Annotated in this window: 15 protein-coding genes and 1 tRNA gene; 7 read left to right on the top strand and 9 right to left on the bottom strand. The window is 69.1% G+C overall.

Annotation, left to right across the window (positions count from 1 at the left end; genetic code table 11):
* Window positions 1-97: 97 nt before the first annotated feature.
* The 3 genes from ACFOW8_RS12330 to ACFOW8_RS12320 form a co-directional block, all read right to left on the bottom strand.
* Window positions 98-1,078 carry a ribose-phosphate diphosphokinase gene (locus tag ACFOW8_RS12330; protein WP_378550239.1) on the bottom strand — a complete coding sequence of 327 codons (981 nt, stop codon included), beginning with the start codon at window positions 1,076-1,078 and terminating at the stop codon, window positions 98-100.
* The gene (gene glmU, locus ACFOW8_RS12325) at window positions 1,075-2,565 is read right to left on the bottom strand and encodes a bifunctional UDP-N-acetylglucosamine diphosphorylase/glucosamine-1-phosphate N-acetyltransferase GlmU (RefSeq protein ID WP_378550236.1); all 1,491 of its coding nucleotides are present in this window, start codon (window positions 2,563-2,565) and stop codon (window positions 1,075-1,077) included. Before glmU ends, ACFOW8_RS12330 begins: the two co-directional genes overlap by 4 nt.
* Before the next feature lie 90 nt (window positions 2,566-2,655).
* Window positions 2,656-2,726, bottom strand: a tRNA-Gln gene (locus ACFOW8_RS12320).
* 229 nt (window positions 2,727-2,955) lie between these two features.
* Here ACFOW8_RS12320 and ACFOW8_RS12315 point away from each other — a divergent pair.
* On the top strand, window positions 2,956-3,582 hold the full coding sequence (locus ACFOW8_RS12315; RefSeq protein ID WP_378550233.1) for a TetR/AcrR family transcriptional regulator: 627 nt from the start codon (window positions 2,956-2,958) through the stop codon (window positions 3,580-3,582).
* A 169-nt stretch (window positions 3,583-3,751) separates the two neighbouring features.
* Window positions 3,752-4,399, top strand: coding sequence for a TetR family transcriptional regulator (locus tag ACFOW8_RS12310; protein WP_378550230.1), 648 nt, complete (start codon window positions 3,752-3,754; stop codon window positions 4,397-4,399).
* 91 nt (window positions 4,400-4,490) lie between these two features.
* On the opposite strand, the gene ACFOW8_RS12305 is transcribed toward ACFOW8_RS12310, so the two are convergent.
* Window positions 4,491-5,114, bottom strand: coding sequence for a TIGR03085 family metal-binding protein (locus ACFOW8_RS12305; RefSeq protein ID WP_378550227.1), 624 nt, complete (start codon window positions 5,112-5,114; stop codon window positions 4,491-4,493).
* A 183-nt stretch (window positions 5,115-5,297) separates the two neighbouring features.
* Between ACFOW8_RS12305 and mfd the strand changes: the two genes are divergently transcribed.
* The 4 genes from mfd (at window position 5,298) to ACFOW8_RS12285 (ending at window position 10,854) form a co-directional block, all read left to right on the top strand.
* Window positions 5,298-8,909 (top strand): transcription-repair coupling factor, encoded by a 3,612-nt coding sequence (gene mfd / locus ACFOW8_RS12300; RefSeq protein WP_378550224.1) that lies wholly within the window; start codon window positions 5,298-5,300, stop codon window positions 8,907-8,909.
* Window positions 8,909-9,613 (top strand): MazG family protein, encoded by a 705-nt coding sequence (locus tag ACFOW8_RS12295; RefSeq protein WP_378550221.1) that lies wholly within the window; start codon window positions 8,909-8,911, stop codon window positions 9,611-9,613. The genes mfd and ACFOW8_RS12295 overlap by 1 nt, the downstream gene beginning before the upstream one ends.
* Before the next feature lie 156 nt (window positions 9,614-9,769).
* On the top strand, window positions 9,770-10,249 hold the full coding sequence (locus ACFOW8_RS12290) for a hypothetical protein (RefSeq protein ID WP_378550218.1): 480 nt from the start codon (window positions 9,770-9,772) through the stop codon (window positions 10,247-10,249).
* 29 nt (window positions 10,250-10,278) lie between these two features.
* Window positions 10,279-10,854 carry a TerD family protein gene (locus tag ACFOW8_RS12285; protein ID WP_378550215.1) on the top strand — a complete coding sequence of 192 codons (576 nt, stop codon included), beginning with the start codon at window positions 10,279-10,281 and terminating at the stop codon, window positions 10,852-10,854.
* Between the two features lie 358 nt (window positions 10,855-11,212).
* Here ACFOW8_RS12285 and ACFOW8_RS12280 read toward each other — a convergent pair whose 3' ends face one another.
* The 5 genes from ACFOW8_RS12280 to ACFOW8_RS12260 all read right to left on the bottom strand — a co-directional run bounded on the left by ACFOW8_RS12280 (window position 11,213) and on the right by ACFOW8_RS12260 (window position 17,394).
* Window positions 11,213-12,601 carry an MATE family efflux transporter gene (locus ACFOW8_RS12280; protein WP_378550744.1) on the bottom strand — a complete coding sequence of 463 codons (1,389 nt, stop codon included), beginning with the start codon at window positions 12,599-12,601 and terminating at the stop codon, window positions 11,213-11,215.
* 94 nt (window positions 12,602-12,695) lie between these two features.
* Window positions 12,696-13,730, bottom strand: coding sequence for a PLP-dependent cysteine synthase family protein (locus ACFOW8_RS12275; protein WP_378550212.1), 1,035 nt, complete (start codon window positions 13,728-13,730; stop codon window positions 12,696-12,698).
* 35 nt (window positions 13,731-13,765) lie between these two features.
* Window positions 13,766-15,220 (bottom strand): Y4yA family PLP-dependent enzyme, encoded by a 1,455-nt coding sequence (locus ACFOW8_RS12270; protein ID WP_378550209.1) that lies wholly within the window; start codon window positions 15,218-15,220, stop codon window positions 13,766-13,768.
* Window positions 15,221-15,305: 85 nt separating this feature from the next.
* Window positions 15,306-16,268: an ornithine cyclodeaminase family protein gene (locus ACFOW8_RS12265; RefSeq protein WP_378550742.1), complete on the bottom strand. Its 963-nt coding sequence runs from the start codon at window positions 16,266-16,268 to the stop codon at window positions 15,306-15,308.
* A gap of 19 nt (window positions 16,269-16,287) precedes the next feature.
* Window positions 16,288-17,394, bottom strand: coding sequence for a TauD/TfdA family dioxygenase (locus tag ACFOW8_RS12260; RefSeq protein WP_378550206.1), 1,107 nt, complete (start codon window positions 17,392-17,394; stop codon window positions 16,288-16,290).
* A gap of 319 nt (window positions 17,395-17,713) precedes the next feature.
* On the opposite strand from ACFOW8_RS12260, the gene ACFOW8_RS12255 reads away from it, so the two are divergent.
* Window positions 17,714-19,222 carry an ABC transporter substrate-binding protein gene (locus ACFOW8_RS12255; protein WP_378550203.1) on the top strand — a complete coding sequence of 503 codons (1,509 nt, stop codon included), beginning with the start codon at window positions 17,714-17,716 and terminating at the stop codon, window positions 19,220-19,222.
* Window positions 19,223-19,227 lie beyond the last annotated feature (5 nt).

The raw sequence follows: 19,227 nt of genomic DNA, 5'->3' as shown, positions 1-19,227 counted from the left end.
CTGGTCTCGCGAGAACATGGGCAACTCGCCGGGGACCGGCTAATCCGACCCCGCACCGAGGTCTGGCCGAAAGTCTCGGGGAGGCGGAACAGCTAGCTCACGCGTTGCCGTTGAACAGCCCTGTCACCGAGCCGTTCTCGAAGACCTCGCGGATGGTGCGGGCCAGCAGCGGCGCGATGGACAGCACGGTCAGCGTGGGGAACTTCTTCTCCTCGCTGATCGGCAGCGTGTTGGTGATGACGACCTCCCTGGCGCCGCAGGCGGCCAGCCGTTCGGCGGCCGGGTCGCTGAGCACACCGTGGGTGGCGGCGATGATCACGTCACCGGCGCCCGCCTCCTTGAGCACCTTCACCGCGCCTGCGATGGTGCCACCGGTGTCGATCATGTCGTCGATCAGCACGCAGGTGCGGCCCTCGACGTCACCGACGACGCGGTTGGACTTCACCTGGTTGGGGACCAGCGGGTCGCGAGTCTTGTGGATGAACGACAGCGGGGTGCCGCCGAGCGCGTCGGCCCACTTCTCGGCGACCTTCACCCGGCCCGCGTCGGGGGAGACCACGGCCAGGTTGTCCGACGGGTAGTTGGTGCGGATGTACTCCGAGAGCTGCACCAGCGCGTGCATGTGGTCGACCGGGCCGTCGAAGAACCCCTGGATCTGATCGGTGTGTAGGTCGACGGTGATGATGCGGTCGGCGCCCGCGGTCTTGAGCAGGTCGGCGACGAGGCGGGCGGAGATGGGCTCACGGCCGCGGTGCTTCTTGTCCTGGCGCGCGTACGGGTAGAACGGCAGCACGGCGGTGATCCGCTTGGCCGAACCGCGCTTGAGCGCGTCGATCATGATGAGCTGTTCCATCAGCCACTGGTTCAGCGGTGCCGGGAAGCTCTGCAGCACGAAAGCGTCGGAACCGCGGACCGACTCCTCGAAGCGAACGAAGATCTCGCCGTTGGCGAAGTCACGCGCGGTCTGCGGGGTGATGTCGACGTCCAGTTCCTTGGCGACCTGCTCGGCCAGCTCGGGATGTGACCGGCCGGCGAAGAGCATCAAGTTCTTCTGGTTGTCGATCGAGAACGCGGTCACTGCTGGTTGCCATCCTTTTGCTCGATTGTCTGCTCAGACGTCTCGTTTGCCGCGATGGCTTCCGCCGCCGCGCGCGCCGCAGCGGTTCCCGGACGGTAACGCTGCACCCAGTTCTCAATGATGCGCTGTGGCCCACCCGACACCGCAAGTGCCCCCGGTGGAACGCTCCTACGCAGTACAGTACCCGCCCCGGTGTACGCGCCGTCACCCACCGTGACCGGGGCGATGAACATCGTGTCGCTCCCGGTCCGCACGTGGGAACCGACCACAGTGTGGTGCTTGTTCACGCCGTCGTAGTTCACGAAAACACTGGAAGCGCCGATGTTGCTGTACTCGCCGATGGTGGCGTCGCCGACATAGGTCAGATGCGGAACCTTCGAGTGCGCGCCGATCGAGGCGTTCTTGGTCTCGACGAAGGCGCCGAGCTTGCCGGACTCGCCGACAACGGTGCCAGGTCGCAGGTAGCTGAACGGGCCGATGGTGGCGCCATCGCCGATCTCGGCGCGTTCGCCGTGGGTGCGGATCACACTCGCGCCCGCGCCGACGACGACGTCGGTGAGCGTGGTGTCCGGGCCGACTTCGGCGTCCTCCCCGATGCTGGTCTCGCCGAACAGCTGGGTGCCGGGCCGCAGCACCGCGTCGCGCCCGATCCGCACGCTCGCATCGATCCAGGTCGTGGCGGGGTCGATGATGGTGACCCCGGCGCGCATGTGCCGTTCCAGGATGTAGCGGTTGAGGGTGGCGCCCGCCTGGGACAGCTGCACCCGGTCGTTGACCCCGGTCACCTTGTTGGAGTCGATCAGGCGCGCGCCGTGCACCGGATGGCCTGCCTCACGGGCCAGGCGCAGCACGTCGGTGAGGTAGAGCTCGTGCTGGGCGTTGGCGGTGGACAGCCGCCCGATCATGGTCCGCAGGACCGAGGCGTCGAACGCGTAGACGCCGGAGTTGACCTCTTTGATCGTGGCCTGGGCCGGGGTGGCGTCGGCGTGCTCGACGATCTCGGCGACCTGGCCGTCGGCGTCGCGCACGATCCGGCCGTAGCCGTTGGCGTCGTCGGGGAGGAAGGTCAGCACCGTCACGGCGGGCCGCTCGGCGTAGCTGCGATGTTCGTCGAGCAGCGCGGAGAGGGTGTGGCCGTCGAGCAGTGGCACGTCGGCGGAGGTGACGAGCAGATCGCCGGTGAAGTCCACCGGCACCGCGTCCAGCGCGCACCGCACCGCGTGGCCGGTGCCGAGCTGTTCCTCCTGTACCGCGCAGACGATGTCGCGGTCGAGTTCCTTACCCACCTCGTCGACCGCGGCGGCGACCTTCTCCCGGTCGTGGCCGACCACGGTGATCAGGTGGGTGGGGTCGATCTCGACGGCGGCGTGCAGCGCGTGCGAGAGCATCGACCGGCCCGCCAGCGGGTGCAGCACTTTCGGGGTCTTCGACCGCATTCGCGTCCCAGCACCTGCTGCGAGAACGACGACGGCGGTCTGCGGTGGCATGGATCTCCCTCGGCTGCCTGTCAGCGAGTGTGCTGTGGCGGGTTCGGTCGGTGATGGTGCGGGCCGACGATACGTCACTGTGTCCGTGTGCTCCGCCGCCAGGACTCGAACCTGAACTATCTGAACCAAAATCAGAGGTGCTGCCATTACACTACGGCGGATCGCCACACCAGTGGGCCAGGACAACCCACCACTGTGCTACGGCACGGGGATGATCCTCGCACATGATCCCACCGACCGGCGAATCTTGGGTGTGCCTGTCGGCGCGGCCCCGCGGGCCCGTTGTTAGCCTTCTCGGTACGTACGTACAGATCTGAAGACCGGCACGAGTCACGGAGAGGGCGGGGGCGCATGTCTTCGAGCGAAACAGGTCGTACGTCGCGGCCGCGGATGACCGGAACGCAGCGACGGCAGCAGCTGATCGAGATCGGTCGCGCGCTGTTCGCCGAGCGGGGTTACGACGCGACCTCCATCGAGGAGATCGCGCAGCGGGCGCAGGTCTCCAAGCCGGTGGTCTACGAGCATTTCGGCGGCAAGGAGGGGCTCTACGCGGTGGTCGTCGACCGCGAGATGTCGATGCTGCTGGACATGATCACCTCCTCGCTCACCCGCAACCGTTCTCGGGTGCGGCTCGAGCAGGTGGCGCTGGCGCTGCTCACCTATATCGAGGAGCGCACCGACGGCTTCCGGATCCTGGTCCGCGACCAGCCCGCGGTGAACGCCGACGGGCGCTACTCGAGCCTGCTCAACGAGGCCGTCAACCAGGTCGCGCATCTACTCGCGGGCGATTTCGCCAGGCGTGATCTCGACCCGAGCCTGGCTCCGCTCTACGCCCAGGCCCTCGTCGGCATGGTGTCGACGGCGGCGACCTGGTGGCTCGACGAGCGCACCCCGCCGAAAGAAGTGGTCGCTGCGCATCTGGTGAACCTGTGCTGGAACGGATTGAGTCACCTGGAAGCCGAACCGGGCCTCAGCTCCGAATGGAATACCGGGCAGGTGGATGACTCGGCGGGGTAACCGGACGATAGCGCCGTCGGCCTCGCCTGATTCGGGATCTGGCTGTCCCGAAGCGGTCTGGTGGTACGGTTCACCCATCCTTTCGGGTGCTGCCGGGCGGTATGTCGAGCAAAATTCTTCGATGTCGGTCTACTTCAGGATGGCTGGATTTGGATGACAGGCGGATCTGATGGCTAGGCAAGCGCGCGCGGAGATCACCCGCGACTCCGTCCTTGCAGGCGCTGCCGATGTCTTTCTCCGTTTGGGCTACGCCAACGCGAGCCTCAGCGAAATCATCGCGCAGTCCAATGTGACCAAGGGCGCCTTGTACTTTCACTTCGGCTCCAAGGAGGAGCTGGCGCGGGCGGTGGTCGACCAGGGCAACGAGCGCCTGGTCGGTTCCTGCCAGGGCTTCTTCGATTCCAGGGTGCCCGCCCTCGAGGCGTGCATCGGGATCACCTATGTGGTGGCCGACCTGTCGATGAACGATCCGATGGTCGGCGCGATGCTCAAGCTCACCCACCAGATCGGCGACTATCGGGGTGCCCAGGGCGACAACATCGCCAAGGTGTGGAGCGAGACGTACCGGGTGCTGGCCGAGCGCGCCATCTCCCAGGGCGACCTGCACGCCGACCTGGATCCCGAGGTGGTCGGCCTGCTGCTGCACGAGCTCACCGCCGGGGTGCACATCGTCGCGGTCGGTACCGAGTCGATCGACCAGATGGCGGCCAGGATGGAACGCGCGTGGTTTTTCCTGCTGCCCTCGATCGTGCCGCCGGAGAAGCTGTCGTACTTCCGCGAGTTCGCGGCGCGGCGCCTGCGCCGCTACGTGGTGTAGCGCCCGACCCGGGCTGCGCATCCACAATCGCGCCGGTCGGTCGAAATCAAGGCTCGACGCGCGATTTGTGGCGGCGCAGCGCGGAGTGGCTCTAGACGCTGCGGTCGGAGGCGAGCACCGCGCTCACATCGTCGGCGGCGCCGGTGGGCTCCAGGCGTACCTGGTCGCGGCCGAACGCGTGCAGCACCAGCTCGGAGGGCTTACCGGTGAGCACCACCTCGGCGCCGGGTGCCTTGTGCGCGACGATCCGGTCGCCGTCGGGGGTGGCGAGCACGACAGCGACGGGTGACTTGCGGTAGGCGGCGCGAGCGATCCTGCGCAGCGCCGACCACAGCGCAGCCTCGTCGGCGGCCGTCAATTCCCGTGGCTCCCAGCCTGGTTCGGCCCGGCGCACGTCTTCGTGATGGACGAACATCTCGGTGAGGTTGACGATCGCGTCGACCGGCCGCAGCGGCGACCACCATGGCGGGCCGGTGCGGACCTGCTCGGCGAGTTCGGCGAACGAGCGCTGGGCGATCGTGTCCTGGGCGGCCTCGAGGTACCCGGCCAGCGGTCGCACCAGGATGCCGAGCGAGGCATCGGGGCGGCGCTCCCGCACCACCAGGTGGGCGGCCAGGTCGTGCACGGTCCAGGTGCCGCACAGGGTCGGCGCGGACGGACCGGCCTCGATCATCGTCGCGACAAGGGCGTGGCGTTCACGCTGGGCCATACTCACGCTGTGTCCTCTCCGGCGTGCCCGCCGGCCGCCTTCTCCGGGCGCAGGCCCGTTCCCCCTCGACGGTACGCGCGGACGACCCGGATCGCCGGGGGCGGGTGCCCCGGGAGGCATGCGGAAACGTGTCGGAGCCGGTGATTAGACTCCGACGCGGAACATCCCCTCTGCGTATCAGGAGCGTTCATGTCCTCCCTGCGTCCCCCGCTCGCCGGTCTGGCCGAGGCGGCTGGGGGTGACGCCGCGCTGCGCACGGTCGCCGACCTGGTCGGCAAGTCCGGGGTGGAGCTGGTGGCTCCGTCGGCGGTCCGGCCGTTCGTGGCCCAGACCATCGCGGCGCAGCAGCCGCTGGTCGTCGTCACGGCCACCGGTCGCGAGGCCGACGACCTGACCGTCGAGCTGGCCGAGATGCTCGGCCCGTCGGTGGCGCAGTTCCCGTCCTGGGAGACGCTGCCGCACGAGCGGCTGTCGCCCGGCCCCGACACCGTCGGCCGCAGGCTGGAGGTGCTGCGCAGGCTGGCCCATCCGGCGGACCCGATCTACCCGGAGCCGCTGCGCGTGGTGGTCACCACGGTGCGCTCGCTGATGCAGCCGATGACCGCGGGCCTCGGCGATATCGAGCCGATCGTGCTGCGCGCTGGTGCCGAGGCCGACTTCGACGAATTGCTCACCCGCCTGGTGGAATTCGCGTACACCCGAGTCGACATGGTCGGCAAGCGCGGCGAGTTCGCGGTGCGCGGTGGCATCCTCGACCTGTTCCCGCCCACCGCCGATCATCCGGTGCGGGTGGAGTTCTGGGGCGACGAGGTCACCGAGCTGCGCCCGTTCTCGGTGGCCGATCAGCGCTCGCTCGGTGAGCAGACGGTCGAGACCGTCGTCGCGCCGCCGTGCCGCGAGCTGCTGCTCACCGAGCCGGTCCGCGAACGCGCGGCCGCCGTCGCCGCCGACAACGCCGCCGATGCCGCGCTGGTCGAGATGCTGGACAAGATCACCGAGGGTATCCCGGTCGACGGCATGGAGGCCCTGCTTCCCGTGCTCGCGCCCGGCAAGTTGAGCCTGCTCACCGAGGCCATGCCCGCGGGCACCCACCTGCTGCTGTGCGATCCGGAGAAGATCCGCACCCGCGCCGCCGACCTGGTGCGCACCGGCGAGGAATTCCTCGAGGCGTCCTGGACCGCGGCCTCCTTCGGCAGTGACGCCCCGCTCGGCGCGCACGGCCTCGACCTGGCCGCCTCCGGCTACCGCAGTCTGCCCGAATTGCACTCCAGCGCTGACGAGCTCGGACTGCCGTGGTGGACGCTGAGCCCGCTCAGCTCCGGTGACCCGACCGAGGTGAACCTGCCCGTGCTGGCAGGCCCGACCGCACGCGGGTCCGAGGAACTGGTCGCCACCATGTTCGCCTCGCTGCGCGCGCACGTGGCCACGGGTGGGCGCGCGGTCGTCGTCGTCACCGGACACGGTACGGCGCAACGCATCCTGGAACGACTGGCCGAGGCCGAGGTCCCCGCCGCGGCGCTCGACGCCGACGCGGTGCCCGCGGCGGGCGTGGTCGGCGTGCTGTGCGGTTCGCTGCACGACGGCCTGGTCTTCGACGACGCGGGCCTGGTGGTCGTCGCCGAGTCCGACCTCACCGGCAACCGGGTCACCGCGCCCACCGAGGGCAAGCGGCTGCCGGCCAAGCGCCGCAACCAGGTCGACCCGCTCGCGCTGTCCGCCGGCGACATGGTGGTGCACGACCAGCACGGCATCGGCCGTTTCGTGGAGATGATCGAGCGCACCGTCGGCGGTGCCCGCCGCGAGTACCTGGTCATCGAGTACGCACCGAGCAAGCGCGGCCAGCCGGGCGACCGGCTGTTCGTGCCGATGGAATCGCTGGATCAGCTCTCCCGCTATGTCGGCGGCGAACTGCCGAGCCTGTCCAAGCTCGGCGGCTCCGACTGGGCGAATACCAAACGCAAGGCGCGCAAGGCCGTTCGCGAGATCGCGGGCGAACTGGTGCAGCTCTACGCCGCCCGCCAGGCCGCGCCGGGCCACGCCTTCGCCCCGGACACTCCGTGGCAGCAGGAGATGGAGGACGCGTTCGCGTTCACCGAGACCGTCGACCAGATGACCGCGATCACCGAGGTCAAGGCCGATATGGAGAAGGCCGTCCCGATGGACCGGGTGGTCTGCGGCGACGTCGGTTACGGCAAGACCGAGATCGCGGTGCGCGCGGCGTTCAAGGCGGTGCAGGACGGCAAGCAGGTGGTGGTGCTCGTCCCGACCACTCTGCTGGCCCAGCAGCATCTGCAGACCTTCACCGAGCGGGTCGCGGGTTTCCCGGTGACAGTGAAGGGGCTGTCGAGGTTCACCGACGCGGCCGAGGCCAAGGAGATCATGGCAGGCATGGCCGACGGCGAGGTCGACATCGTGGTCGGCACCCACCGCCTGCTGCAGACGGGGGTGCGCTGGAAGGACCTCGGCCTGGTCATCGTCGACGAGGAGCAGCGCTTCGGTGTCGAGCACAAGGAGCACATCAAGGCGTTGCGCACGCACGTCGACGTGCTCACCATGTCGGCCACCCCGATCCCGCGCACCCTGGAGATGAGCCTGGCGGGCATCCGCGAGATGTCGACCATCCTCACCCCGCCCGAGGAACGGCACCCGGTGCTCACCTATGTCGGCGCCTACAACGACAAACAGGTCACCGCCGCCATCCGCCGCGAGCTGATGCGCGACGGCCAGGTGTTCTACGTGCACAACCGGGTGTCCTCGATCGACAAGGCGGCCAAGCGGATTCGCGATCTGGTGCCGGAGGCCAGGGTGGTCGTCGCGCACGGACAGATGAACGAAGACCAGCTGGAGCGCACCGTGCAGGGCTTCTGGCAGCGCGAGTTCGACGTGCTGGTGTGCACCACCATCATCGAGACCGGTCTCGACATCTCCAACGCCAACACCCTGATCGTGGAGCGCGCGGATTCGCTCGGCCTCTCGCAGCTGCACCAGCTGCGTGGCCGCGTCGGCCGCTCGCGGGAGCGCGGGTACGCCTACTTCCTGTACCCGCCGGAGAAGCCGCTCACCGAGACCGCCTACGACCGGCTGGCCACCATCGCGCAGAACTCCGACCTCGGCGCCGGTATGGCGGTGGCGATGAAGGACCTCGAGATCCGCGGTGCGGGCAATGTGCTCGGCGCCGAACAGTCCGGGCATGTCGCCGGTGTCGGGTTCGATCTGTATGTGCGGCTGGTCGGCGAGGCCGTGGAGGCCTATCGCGCCGCCGCCGACGGTAAGCCGATCGTCACCGAGGAGACCAAGGAGGTGCGCATCGATCTGCCGGTGGACGCGCACATCCCGCCCGACTACATCGCCAGCGACCGGCTGCGGCTGGAGGCATATCGCAAACTGGCCGCCGCACACGATGATTCGGAGCTGGCCGCGGTGGTGGAGGAACTGGTCGACCGGTACGGCCCGCTGCCGGTGGAGGTGGGCAGGCTGGTGTCGGTGGCCAAGCTGCGCCTGCTCGCCCGGTCCTACGACGTGTCCGAGATCGTGGTCACCGGAACCACACTCAAGCTCGCCCCGCTGTCGCTGCCCGATTCCAAGCAGTTGCGGCTCAAGCGGCTCTACCCGAGCGCCACCTATCGGGCGGCCAGCGGGCTGGTGCAGCTGCCGTTGCCGCGGGTCACCGACAGTGTCGGCGCCGACCGGGTACGCGATGTGGCCGTGCTGCAGTTCGTCGCCGACCTGCTGCTCGCGCTCGACGGTAAACCGCAAGGACTGGTGGATCTTTCGGTCGTCACGGAAGTGACACCGGCCTGATGGGCGACGCGCGCGAGACCGACACCGCCGTGGTCGCCGCCGGGCTCGCCGGTGCGGTCGAGGTGATGGACCGGCTGTGGAACTTCGGCGGCTGGGAGACCACGCAGACCCACGACTCGCTGCGCCCGTACCTGCTCGAGGAAACCTACGAGCTGCTCGACGCCATCCAGGACGGCGACTACGCGACCATCAGGGAGGAGCTCGGCGACCTGCTGCTGCAGGTGCTGTTCCACTCCAGGATCGCCGAAGCCGCAGGCGAATTCACCGTCGAGGAGGTGGCGGCCACGCTGGTGGACAAACTGGTGCACCGCAGTCCCCACCTGCTGGCCGCCGACCTACCCGCCGGCCTTTCGGTGGACGAGAAGATCGCCGCCCAGGAGAAGGCATGGGAGGAGCGCAAGTCCGCGGAGAAGTCGCGGCGGTCCTGCCTGGACGGTATCGCCATGGCGCAGCCCGCGCTGGCGCTGGCCGAGAAGGTTCGCGCGCGCAGTGCCAGGGCCGGGCTGCCCGCTGATCTGATCCCCGCCGCGCTGCGGGTGGTCGAGTTGGGTGGCCCCGACTCGGCCGAGGAGCGCCTGCGCAAGGCGACCATCGACTTCGCGGCCGCGATCAGGGCCACCGAAGACGCCGCGGAATCGGCGCGCGGCGAGCGTCTCCCGCTGACCGAACGGGACTGGCGCGAATACTGGTTACCGGTCAGCTAATGACGCTGATGATGGTGTGGCGGGCTGAGACGTTGCTGAGATCTGCCGGACAATCGCCGCACGTGCCAGCGGGCAAGTGCCACACCGATTTAGACTCGTGCTCGGCCCCTGTTCGGTGGCGGGGCGTGATGTCCGACGATCGTCGAGGTGAGGTAGATGGCAACGGAAGTCGACCCGGTAGGGCAGGACCAGATGACCGATCACCCCGAGCTCGACGTGTTGCCGGTGTGGCCGCAGGAGACCATTGCGGTGCTCGTGACCACCGATCCGGCACCGCACGCCATCCCGGTGTCGTGGCCGGTGCGGGCAGGAGACCGGCGCATCATGATCAGCCTGAAGTCCGATCGCGGTTCGCTGGCCCGGCTGCGGGCCAGGCCCGAGGTGGCCCTGCTGATCCTCGGCGGCGGCAATGTCGCGCTGTGCGCGCGTGGGCGGGCGACGGTGATCGCCGAGTCGATGCCCGACGCGGCGGACTACACCGCGGTGCAACTCGACGTCGACGTCATCGACGATCACCGCCAGTCCGCCTTCGCGGTGGATCGCGGTATCCAGCGCACCGTGCTCGACGACAGCGAACTGCGCGCGCTGGAGGGCCGGGTCGAGACCCTGCGTGCATGGGCCGAGAACGGCCGGTAGCAACTCCAACGATCTGATAGAAGGGTTCCATGAGCGTCACACTCGCCAAGGGCGGCAATGTCTCGCTGTCGAAGCAGACCGACAATCTCACCAAGGTGGCCGTTGGCCTCGGCTGGGACGTGCGCACCACCACCGGTGCCGATCACGACCTCGACGCCAGCGCGCTGGCGACCGGCGCCAACCTGAAGGTGCTCTCCGACCAGCACTTCGTCTTCTACAACAACCTGCGTTCGCCGGAAGGCACCATCGAGCACACCGGCGACAACCTCACCGGTGAAGGCGACGGCGACGACGAGGTGATCAACGTCGACCTGGCGGCCACCCCGCCGAGCATCACCAACATCTTCTTCCCGGTCTCCATCCACGACGCCCAGGCCCGCGGCCAGTCCTTCGGCCAGATCCGCAACGCCTACATCCGCGTCACCGACGCCAACACCGGCGTCGAACTGGCCCGCTACGACCTCTCCGAAGACGCCTCCACCGAAACCGCCATGGTCTTCGGCGAGCTGTACCGCCACAACAACGAGTGGAAGTTCCGCGCCATCGGCCAGGGCTACGCCTCCGGCCTGGCCGGCATCGCCAGGGATTACGGGGTGAACATCTAGAGCTGTGTTTTTGGAGCGCTGGCGCGCTCGTGTCGCGGCCCCTTGGTCCCCGTCGATCAGGCACCGTTTCTTGCTCCTTCGTCGCTTGCGAAACGGCGCCTGATCGACGGGGACGGCCGCGACCGCCGCTGCGCGGCGTGACCCTCCTCGGGGTCGGGTCGTGCGGGGCTGGGCTGGGTGTGGAGCTGCGGTGTTTTGTTGAGCCGCTGGCCTGCTCGGAATGACTCAGGACGCGGTGTCCCGCCCAACGTCGACTCCGACCCGCCCCGCGACTGGACAAGCGATCACCAGGCGATGGCGTAAACGTCGTGCGAGTGGAATTCCGCGCCAGGGCCTGTTGATCTTGATCTGCGATCGGTCAGTGCGCCTGGGCGGCTGGGATGCGGCTGGTGTGGGTTCGGGCGGCGGTGTCGAGGAGGCGGAGGTATTTGCGCAGCATGAGGGCCGCGGTGGTGGCCAGACCGGTGGTGAGGCCCCACCAGACGCCCGCGGCGCCGAGGCCGAGGGGGAAGGCGAACAGGAGGGCGCTGGGGAGGCCGACCGCCCAGTAGCCGATCAGGGACAGACGCAAGCCTGCCGAGGTTTCCTTCAGGCCGCGGAGCAGGCCGGTGCCGATGTTCTGGGCGGCGTCGAAGAATTGCAGCACGACGCCGATGAGCAGCAGGGTGTGCGCGATGGCGATGGTGTCGGCGTCGCCGGTGTCGAGGAACGGCGCGAGGACCACATTCGGCGCGACGACGTAGACCACGCCGGTGACGGCGGCGACGATGCCCGCCTGCCGCAGCGCCACGAAGGCCAGCGTGCGCGCATGGCTGAATTCGTCGCGGGCCACGGCGTGGCTCACCAGGATCGATGCGCCGTGCGAGATGCCGATCGCCACCTGGAACACGATGTAGATCACCTGGTAGACCACATTGTGCGCGGCCAGCGCCGCGGGCCCGAAGCTGCCGATCACCAGCGCGAGCACCGAGAACATGCCCGCCTCCGACCCGTAGGTCAGCGCGATCGGGGTGCCGAGGCGCAGCTCCTCGCGCACGGTCGACCAGCGCACCGGCCATGGCGTCGTCGGCAGCGTGCGGCTCAGCTTCTCGTCGCGGCGCACCATCGTCCAGAACACGCCGAAGGTGATCAGGAAGACCAGCGAGGTCGCGATGCCGACACCGGTCAGGCCTGCGGCGGGCAGACCGGCCCAGCCGTGGATGAAGGCCAGCGCCAGCACCAGATTCAGCCCCACCGAACCCAGCGTCACCAGCAGCAGCGCCTGCGGCCGCTGCATCCCGACGGTGTACTGGCGCAGCACCTGGAACCACAGACACGGCAGCAGGCCGGGCGCCAGCGCGATCATCATCGGCCTCGCCAGCGCGAGGACGCCCTCGTCCTGCCCGAGCCAGGGCAGCACCCAGCCGAGCCCGACCAGGATCGCGCCGCCGAGCAGGCCCGCGATGGTCGCGATGACGAACGCCGCGCGCACCACCGCGCGCACCTCGTCGTCGGCCGAATCGCCGCGTTTGCCCGCCGCGCTCACCGCGCCCGCGATCTGGTTGCCTGTGCCGGTGATCAACCCGACGCACATGGTGCGGATCTGGTTGAACAGCACCAGTGCGAGGCCACCGGCCGCCACGTGCGCGACGCCGAGGGTGCCCATCAGTACCAGGTTGGTCGTCGAGACCGCGATCTGCGCCAGCTGGGTCAGCGCGATCGGCGTCGCCAGCCGGGCCAGTGCGCTGCTGTCGGCACGCGTGCCGATCACCCGTCCGCTCCCCGACGATGCCGCCTCGTTGGGCCGATCAGCGAATCAGCGGCCGCGCTCGGGCGGCCGCACATGTGGCGCGCGTTCGCGCTCACCTGACCTCCATCAGTTCGTCGTGGTGCCGCAGCGGCGAATAGTGGCGCAGCAGCGTGGTGATCTCGCATTCGGCGGCGGGGTCGAGCAGGTCGCGCGCGGCCATCCAGTCGTCGTCGAAGACGGTGTCGAGATACTTCTCGCCGCCGTCGCACACGATGGTCACCACGGTCGACCCGGCCGGGAATTCCGCCAGCCGCGTCAAGGCATTGTGCACCGAACCGCCCGCGGAGCCGCCGATCAGCAGCCCGTGTGTCCTGGCGACGGCGCGCGCGGTGGCGAAGGCGTCGACATCGCTCACCTTCACTCCCTCGTCGAGCTGGGCGTAGTCGACGGCGGTGCCGATGGTGGCGCCGGGCGGGGTGCCGGTGCCCGACTGCCAGTACGGGCCGCCCTCGCCGCCGAAGGCGATCGAGCCGACCGGTTCCACGCCGATCACCCTGGCGGGTGTGCCGAGCTCGCGCAACCGGGTGGCGGTGCCGAACAGCGACCCACCGGTGCCCACCGCCGACAGCAGGATGTCGACGCGCTCGACCTCGGCCAGCAATTCCTCGGCCACCGCGTAGTAGCCGACCGCGTTGGCGTCGTTGTTGTGCTGTTCGGTGAAGTAGGCGTCGTCGCGGGCGGCCGCCATCGCCTCGGCGAGGTCCTCCCGTGCCGAGGTGGCCAGCTCGTCGTCACCGTCGTCGGCGACGAACACCAGATCGGTGCCCATGGCCTTCATCGCGCGCAGTTTGTCCTTACATGCGTGGTTGTCGACCACGGCGGTGAATCGATAGCCACGTTCGGCCGCGACCACCGCCAAGCCGAGTCCGGTGTTTCCGGACGTCGACTCGATGATATGCCCGCCATCGCGCAGCAAACCCCGTCGCTCCGCGTCGAGCACCATCGAACGGGCCATTCTGATCTTGGCGGCGCCGGTCGGATTGAACTGTTCGAGCTTGAGCAGCAGCCGGGTTCCGGCATCGGTGACGGCCAGTTCGAACAGTGGGGTGCGGCCGATCAGATCCGTCACGCGCGTGACGAGAGCCATGGGGATTCCTCCATCGGATTGGGAAAACTCGCCGATCAGCGGGCGGTGGCGTCCAGGCTCCAGCCCGGCCGTCCGTCGACCTCGCGCACGACGACCTTCGGTGGCAGCGGGAGTTCGTGGAACGTGGACTCGTTGGAGTCCATCTGATACCCGGCGGTGTTCGGGTAGACGAGCAGATCGCCGACCTGGGCGCGCCGAGGCAGCGGAATGCGCCGCCTGCTCAGCAGGTCGGACTCCAGGCAGGTGGTGGCACCGACACAGCTGGCAGTGATGGTGCCGGGTCTGGCCGGCCACAGCACGGGGTCGGGCAGGTATTCGCTGTCGAACCACTGTTCGGACAGGCTCAGGCTGGTGCCGTCGACGGTGAGGATGTCGTACGGTTCGCCGTGCGCGGTCCGGGTTTTCCCGCCCTGCACCCGGAAGATCGAACTACCCGCACGGTCCAGAAGTGCCCGGCCGGGTTCGATCGAGAGCCGTATCCCGTTGGTGCGCAGGGCTTCCGCCAGCCGGTTGTGTGCGAGCACCGCGGTGAGCATGGCGGCGCCGGGCACCGGGAAGTGGTAGGGGTAGTAGTCCTGGCCGGGAGCGCGGCCGTGGAACCACTTCTCACTCGAGGTGTCCCGGAATCTCGTCCACGACCCGGCGTCGAGGTAGTCGACGCCGAATCCGCCGCCGATCGAGATCGTGTCAGCGAGATGGCCGTCGGCGCGGGCCCGAACACAATGCTCGACCAGCGTCGCCGCGAGGTCGGCGCGCGCTGTCGCGTCGTAGCCGGAGAGGTGAAAGCTGAAGCCGGACAGCAGGACCGGCCCACCCGCCGGCGCCGATCGCAGTGCTTGCGCGAGTTCGGCCCGGTCGAGTCCGAAGCGGCTGGTCGATCCGTCCGGCTGGATTCGCAAAAGAATGCGGGCGGGCCGACCTGCCGGGGTCGGCCCACCGGTCCGCGTCGGCGGCGTGGATCGCGAGATCTGGTCGTGACCGGCGCAGATCCGGGTGAGCCGAGCCAGTTCGTCGAGCGCGTCGATCGCGATCGTGCTGCCGTGCCGGACCGCGAGCCACAGCAGCTCGTCGGACTTCGCCGGTCCGGTGACCATCAGGTCCTCGCCGCGCACGCCCTGCGCCAGCGCCGCGACCAGCTCGCCGACACTGGCGACGTCGATCCCGGCACCGCTCTCCGCGCAGGCCCGGGCCACGCACGCCGCCTTGTTCGCCTTCTTCCCGAAGTACACGAAACCGTCGACGCCCGCCGCGCGGAACGCCTCGTGAAAAGCGGTGACATTCCTCGCGACTCGCTCGGGGAACAGCACATGGAACGGCCCGCCGACCGCCGCGGCGATATCGCCGAGCAGGTGCGGGTGCGCGAGCAGCCGTCGTTCCAGCGGGTCGACGTCGGCGGGCATCGGCGGCGCGCAGTGCACGGGACCGATCGCGCTCGCTCCCGGCGACTCGCCATGCCCGGCGGGCGGTGCGCTATCGGCCGGGCCTCCCATACTCGCCACCGAACCCGGCGAACCACCGCTCCCCGGTGCGGTCATGCCGCGGCCCCGCGACCACCACACGCCGCGGCTGCGACAGTCAGTCCCACAGCGGCACCTCGACACCTCGCCCCTCGGTGATCGCCCTCGCCGCCAGCGCGTGCGCGACCGCGATATCGGTGAGCACGAGACCGCTGTTGTAGACGAAGATCTTCTCGTCCTCGGTGCGACGGGCGACGGCGGTGCGGGTGAGCACCTGCGGTAGTTCGGCGTCGACCGCGCGCAGGGTGCCGTCGGGGCCCGCCATGTCGGTGCCGGTGAGCGCCATCTGCGCGGCGCTGGTCGCGACCACCCGGTCGGCATCGACAAGGGTCGACGGGGCCAGCCCGTAGCCGACCAGCACCGCCACCGAACCCGGTGCGAGATGGCTGGATTCGAGCGCCACCTCGGTGCCGGGGCCTGCGGTCGCCAGCACCACATCGGCACTCGGCGCCGCCGCGTACGGATCGTCGACCACCTCGAGCAGGGCGTGCGGCACGGCGTCGGCCAGGTGCCGGTGCACCGCGTCGAGCCCGTCGGGGTGGGTGCCGTACACCATCAGCTTGCGCAGCTGCGGATTCGCCGCGAGCAGGTGCGGCAGCGCGTTGCGGCCCTGTGTCCCGGTGCCGATGAGCAGCGCGCTCTCGGCGCCACGCCGGGCGGTCTCGCGCACCAGCAGCGCCGTAACGGCCGGGGTTCGTAGCGCGCCGACCCTGGCGCAGTCCATCATCGCGATGGGCGCGCCGGTGGTGTCGTCGTAGAGGGTGATGGTGGTGTAGTACCGCTTGGTGCTGCGGTCGTGGCCCGGGTCGAATTTGTAGGAGGTCTTCATGGCCACCACCCGGCGCCTGCCGTCGCGACCGAGCATCGCGTACGACACCGAGGAGCCGCCGGGATCGGCGACACTCAGTTTGCGTGGGTTGTCGGATTCGCCCGCCGCGAAGGCGAGATAGGCCTCCTCGACGGCCCGCACCACCTCGGCCGGGGTGATCGGCACGTCCGCCAGGTCACTGCGGGAAAGCACCCGCAGCGGGGTGCTCCGGTCACGGTTGTTCAACGGATCCTCGCTCGTCTGCGCTGCGTTCATCTGTCCTGCCCCGCTCTGCTGTCCGATCGGTGCTCGCCCGGAACGGCGCGATCACCCGTTGCCCGTACCCATTCTCGGACGATTCCTCGGCGCGTCGGCGACGTTCGGGCAACCTGATGTTCACCCGCTTGAGCCAGCGGTCGGTGCCGTCGTAGCGGGCACGGAACGGCACCCGCCCGTGCACGGCCACGTCGTTGTCGACCAGCAGCAGTTCACCGGGTGCCAACGCGGGGCTGTGGCACACCCTGGCGAATTCGGCGGTGAGCCGGGCATAGGCCGCGCGATACGCCGGGTCGGCGTCGTCGAGCGGGGTGTAGGCGGGATCGTAACGCAGTGTGGCGCTGTCGGTTTCGTCGAACCAGATGGTCGGCAGCGGCGGTGCGGGCTGGTCGAAGGAGGTGCCGTAGGACACATCGGGCAGGATCGGCACGGTCGGCACCGTGAGCGCCCGCAGGTCCGCCATGGACAGGCGCACCTCGCGTACCGAGGACACCGTGGTGGCGACCCGGTCGGGATTGCGCACACAGGCCAGCATCAGCATATTCGCGCGCGCGGCGTGGAAGGCGTCCTCGGTGTGCGGGGTGAGCAGGGTGGAACTGCTCGCGCCGGACTGCTCGTCCTCGTGGCCCGCGGCGGGCACGATGTTGTTGATCAGCCTGCCGTTCTGCTGGCCCGCCCAGCCGAAGGGCGCACCGGCGCAGCGCGCGAGCAGCAACATCGCGATGTCGAGTTCGAGCGAGCCCAGGTGTTCCGGGTCGGCGGCCGAGGTGGCCGCGTCCTGCCAGTCCCGGGGTGTCGGGCCGAATTCCGCTTGGTCGACGGGCAATCCGCGCACCACGGTCGCGCCGGCGGGTGTGGCGGGTGGGCGCACGGCATGGCGGACCGCGACGGGGAGTTCGCCTGCACGTCGCTCGATCAGTTCCAGCAGGGCCGGATCGTGCAGTGTCGCGGTATGTGGTCGGTCACCCAATCGGTGCCGGATGTCGGTGGCGAGCGTTCGGACGGCCATGGCCGCGCCGTGCGGGAGCTCGCGATGTTCGATGTCGTGCAGGTGAATCGTCATACGTTCCGGGAGAACGCTTTTCACCGGCCTTCCCTTCTTCGCATCGGTCGATCGCGGGTGAATGTCGGACTCGATGTGCGAAGGTAGTGCGCCGCTGATGTTTAGGCAAGACTTACCTAACGTGTCGGCTGGAAAATAGCCGATCCATATAACAGGAGATTTCTACCCGAGCCGGCTCGACGCGTGTCATCCGGGGCCGACAAGCCTGGGTGCTGGACAGGAACGACCCCGCTCCGTCACGCTTTTAGGCTAGCCTCGCCTGGTTTGCAGCGCTGGACAAGCGAGGCGCTTTCGCGCGCGGTTCGAGGGAGACAACACGATGGCTTTCACCCGCAGGCAGCTCCTGCAGTCCGGACTCGGCGTCACCGCACTACTGCTGGTGGCCTCGTGCACCAGCGAGGACGAATCCGACGGACCCGCGAAACAGGGTGGCACACTGCGCGTCGGCGCGCTCGGCACCGCCGCCCGCAGCGAACGTGACCCGCACGCCAATCTCAGCAACGACAGCGACTTCCTGATCGCCTCCCTCGTCTACGACGCGCTCACCGTCCCCGGCGCCGACCCGACCGTCGCTCCACGGCTGGCCTCGCGGTGGGAGGCCGACGCCGAGAACCGCCGCTGGACCTTCACCATCGCCGAGGGCGTGACCTTCCACGACGGCACCCCGGTCACCGCCGAGGACGTGGTGTGGTCGATGAAACGGTTGCGTCAGGTGGGCGGGGCCTCGAAGATGCCGGTGGCCGAGGACGGTATCGCCGCCGACGGCCCGGACCGGGTGGTGTTCACCCTGCCCGAGCCCAACACCCAGCTTCCGCTGCTGTTGCGGCTCATGACCTTCACCGTGCCGCAGGGCACCACCGATTTCACCGCCGCGATCGGTACCGGACCGTTCAAGCTCGAGTCCTACCGGGGCGGCAATGCCCGGCTGGTGCGCAACGACCGGTGGCACGGCACCCCGCCGCTGCTCGACGCGATCGAGGTGACCATGTTCGACAGCGTCACCGCGCTCGGCAACGCGGTGCTCGGCGGTCAGATCGACCTCGCCTCCAACGCCGGCGCGATCGCCGGACGCAGCGCGGAGGGGCGTGGCGACCTGCAGGTGATCCGGCGCCCGAACGACACCATGCTCGGCGTGGCCATGCGCGTGGCCGACGGCCCGTTCGCCGACCCGAGGGTGCGCACCGCCCTGCGGCTCGGGGTCGACCGGACCGCGCTGGTCGACCAGGTGCACTCCGGTTACGGCACCGTCGCCGCCGATGTGCTCGGCACTGCCGATCCGCTCTACGATTCCGCGCTGCGCCGCGACCGCGATATCGAACGGGCGAAAACACTGCTGCGCGAAGCGAATTTCGACACCGGCCGCAGCTACCCGTTCGTCACCAAGGCCGAGGTGGCCGGTGAGGTGGAATCGGCCGAGGTGATCGCCGCCCAGCTGGCCGAGATCGGGGTGCGTCTCGACGTGCAGGTCGTCGAGTCGGCCGCCTTCTACGACGAGACCTGGCTCAACGCGCCGCTGTACACGGTGTCATGGGGCACCAACGACTCGATCCTGTTCTTCGCGGAGAAACTGATGTCGCCGTCGTCCAACCGCAACGAAACCGCGTTCCACGACGCCGAATTCGACGCTGCCACCGCCAAGGCGCTGGCGGTCACCGGGGACGAGTACGCAGCGGCCGTCGGTGAGATCCAGCGCATCGAGTTCGAGCGCGGCGGCTACCTCGTGTGGGGTATGGCCGACGGCGTCGACATCGCCACCGCGCCGGTGCGCGGCCTGCCGACGCTCGGCGGCTTCGCCCGCGTGCAACTGGAACGCGCCTGGCTGGTGTGATCGCC

The sequence above is a fragment of the Nocardia rhizosphaerae genome, assembly GCF_042650365.1.
GTDB classification, from domain to species: domain Bacteria; phylum Actinomycetota; class Actinomycetes; order Mycobacteriales; family Mycobacteriaceae; genus Nocardia; species Nocardia rhizosphaerae.
The sequence above is the reverse complement of the archived record's forward strand: the minus strand, read 5'-3'. Positions and strand labels throughout refer to the sequence as shown.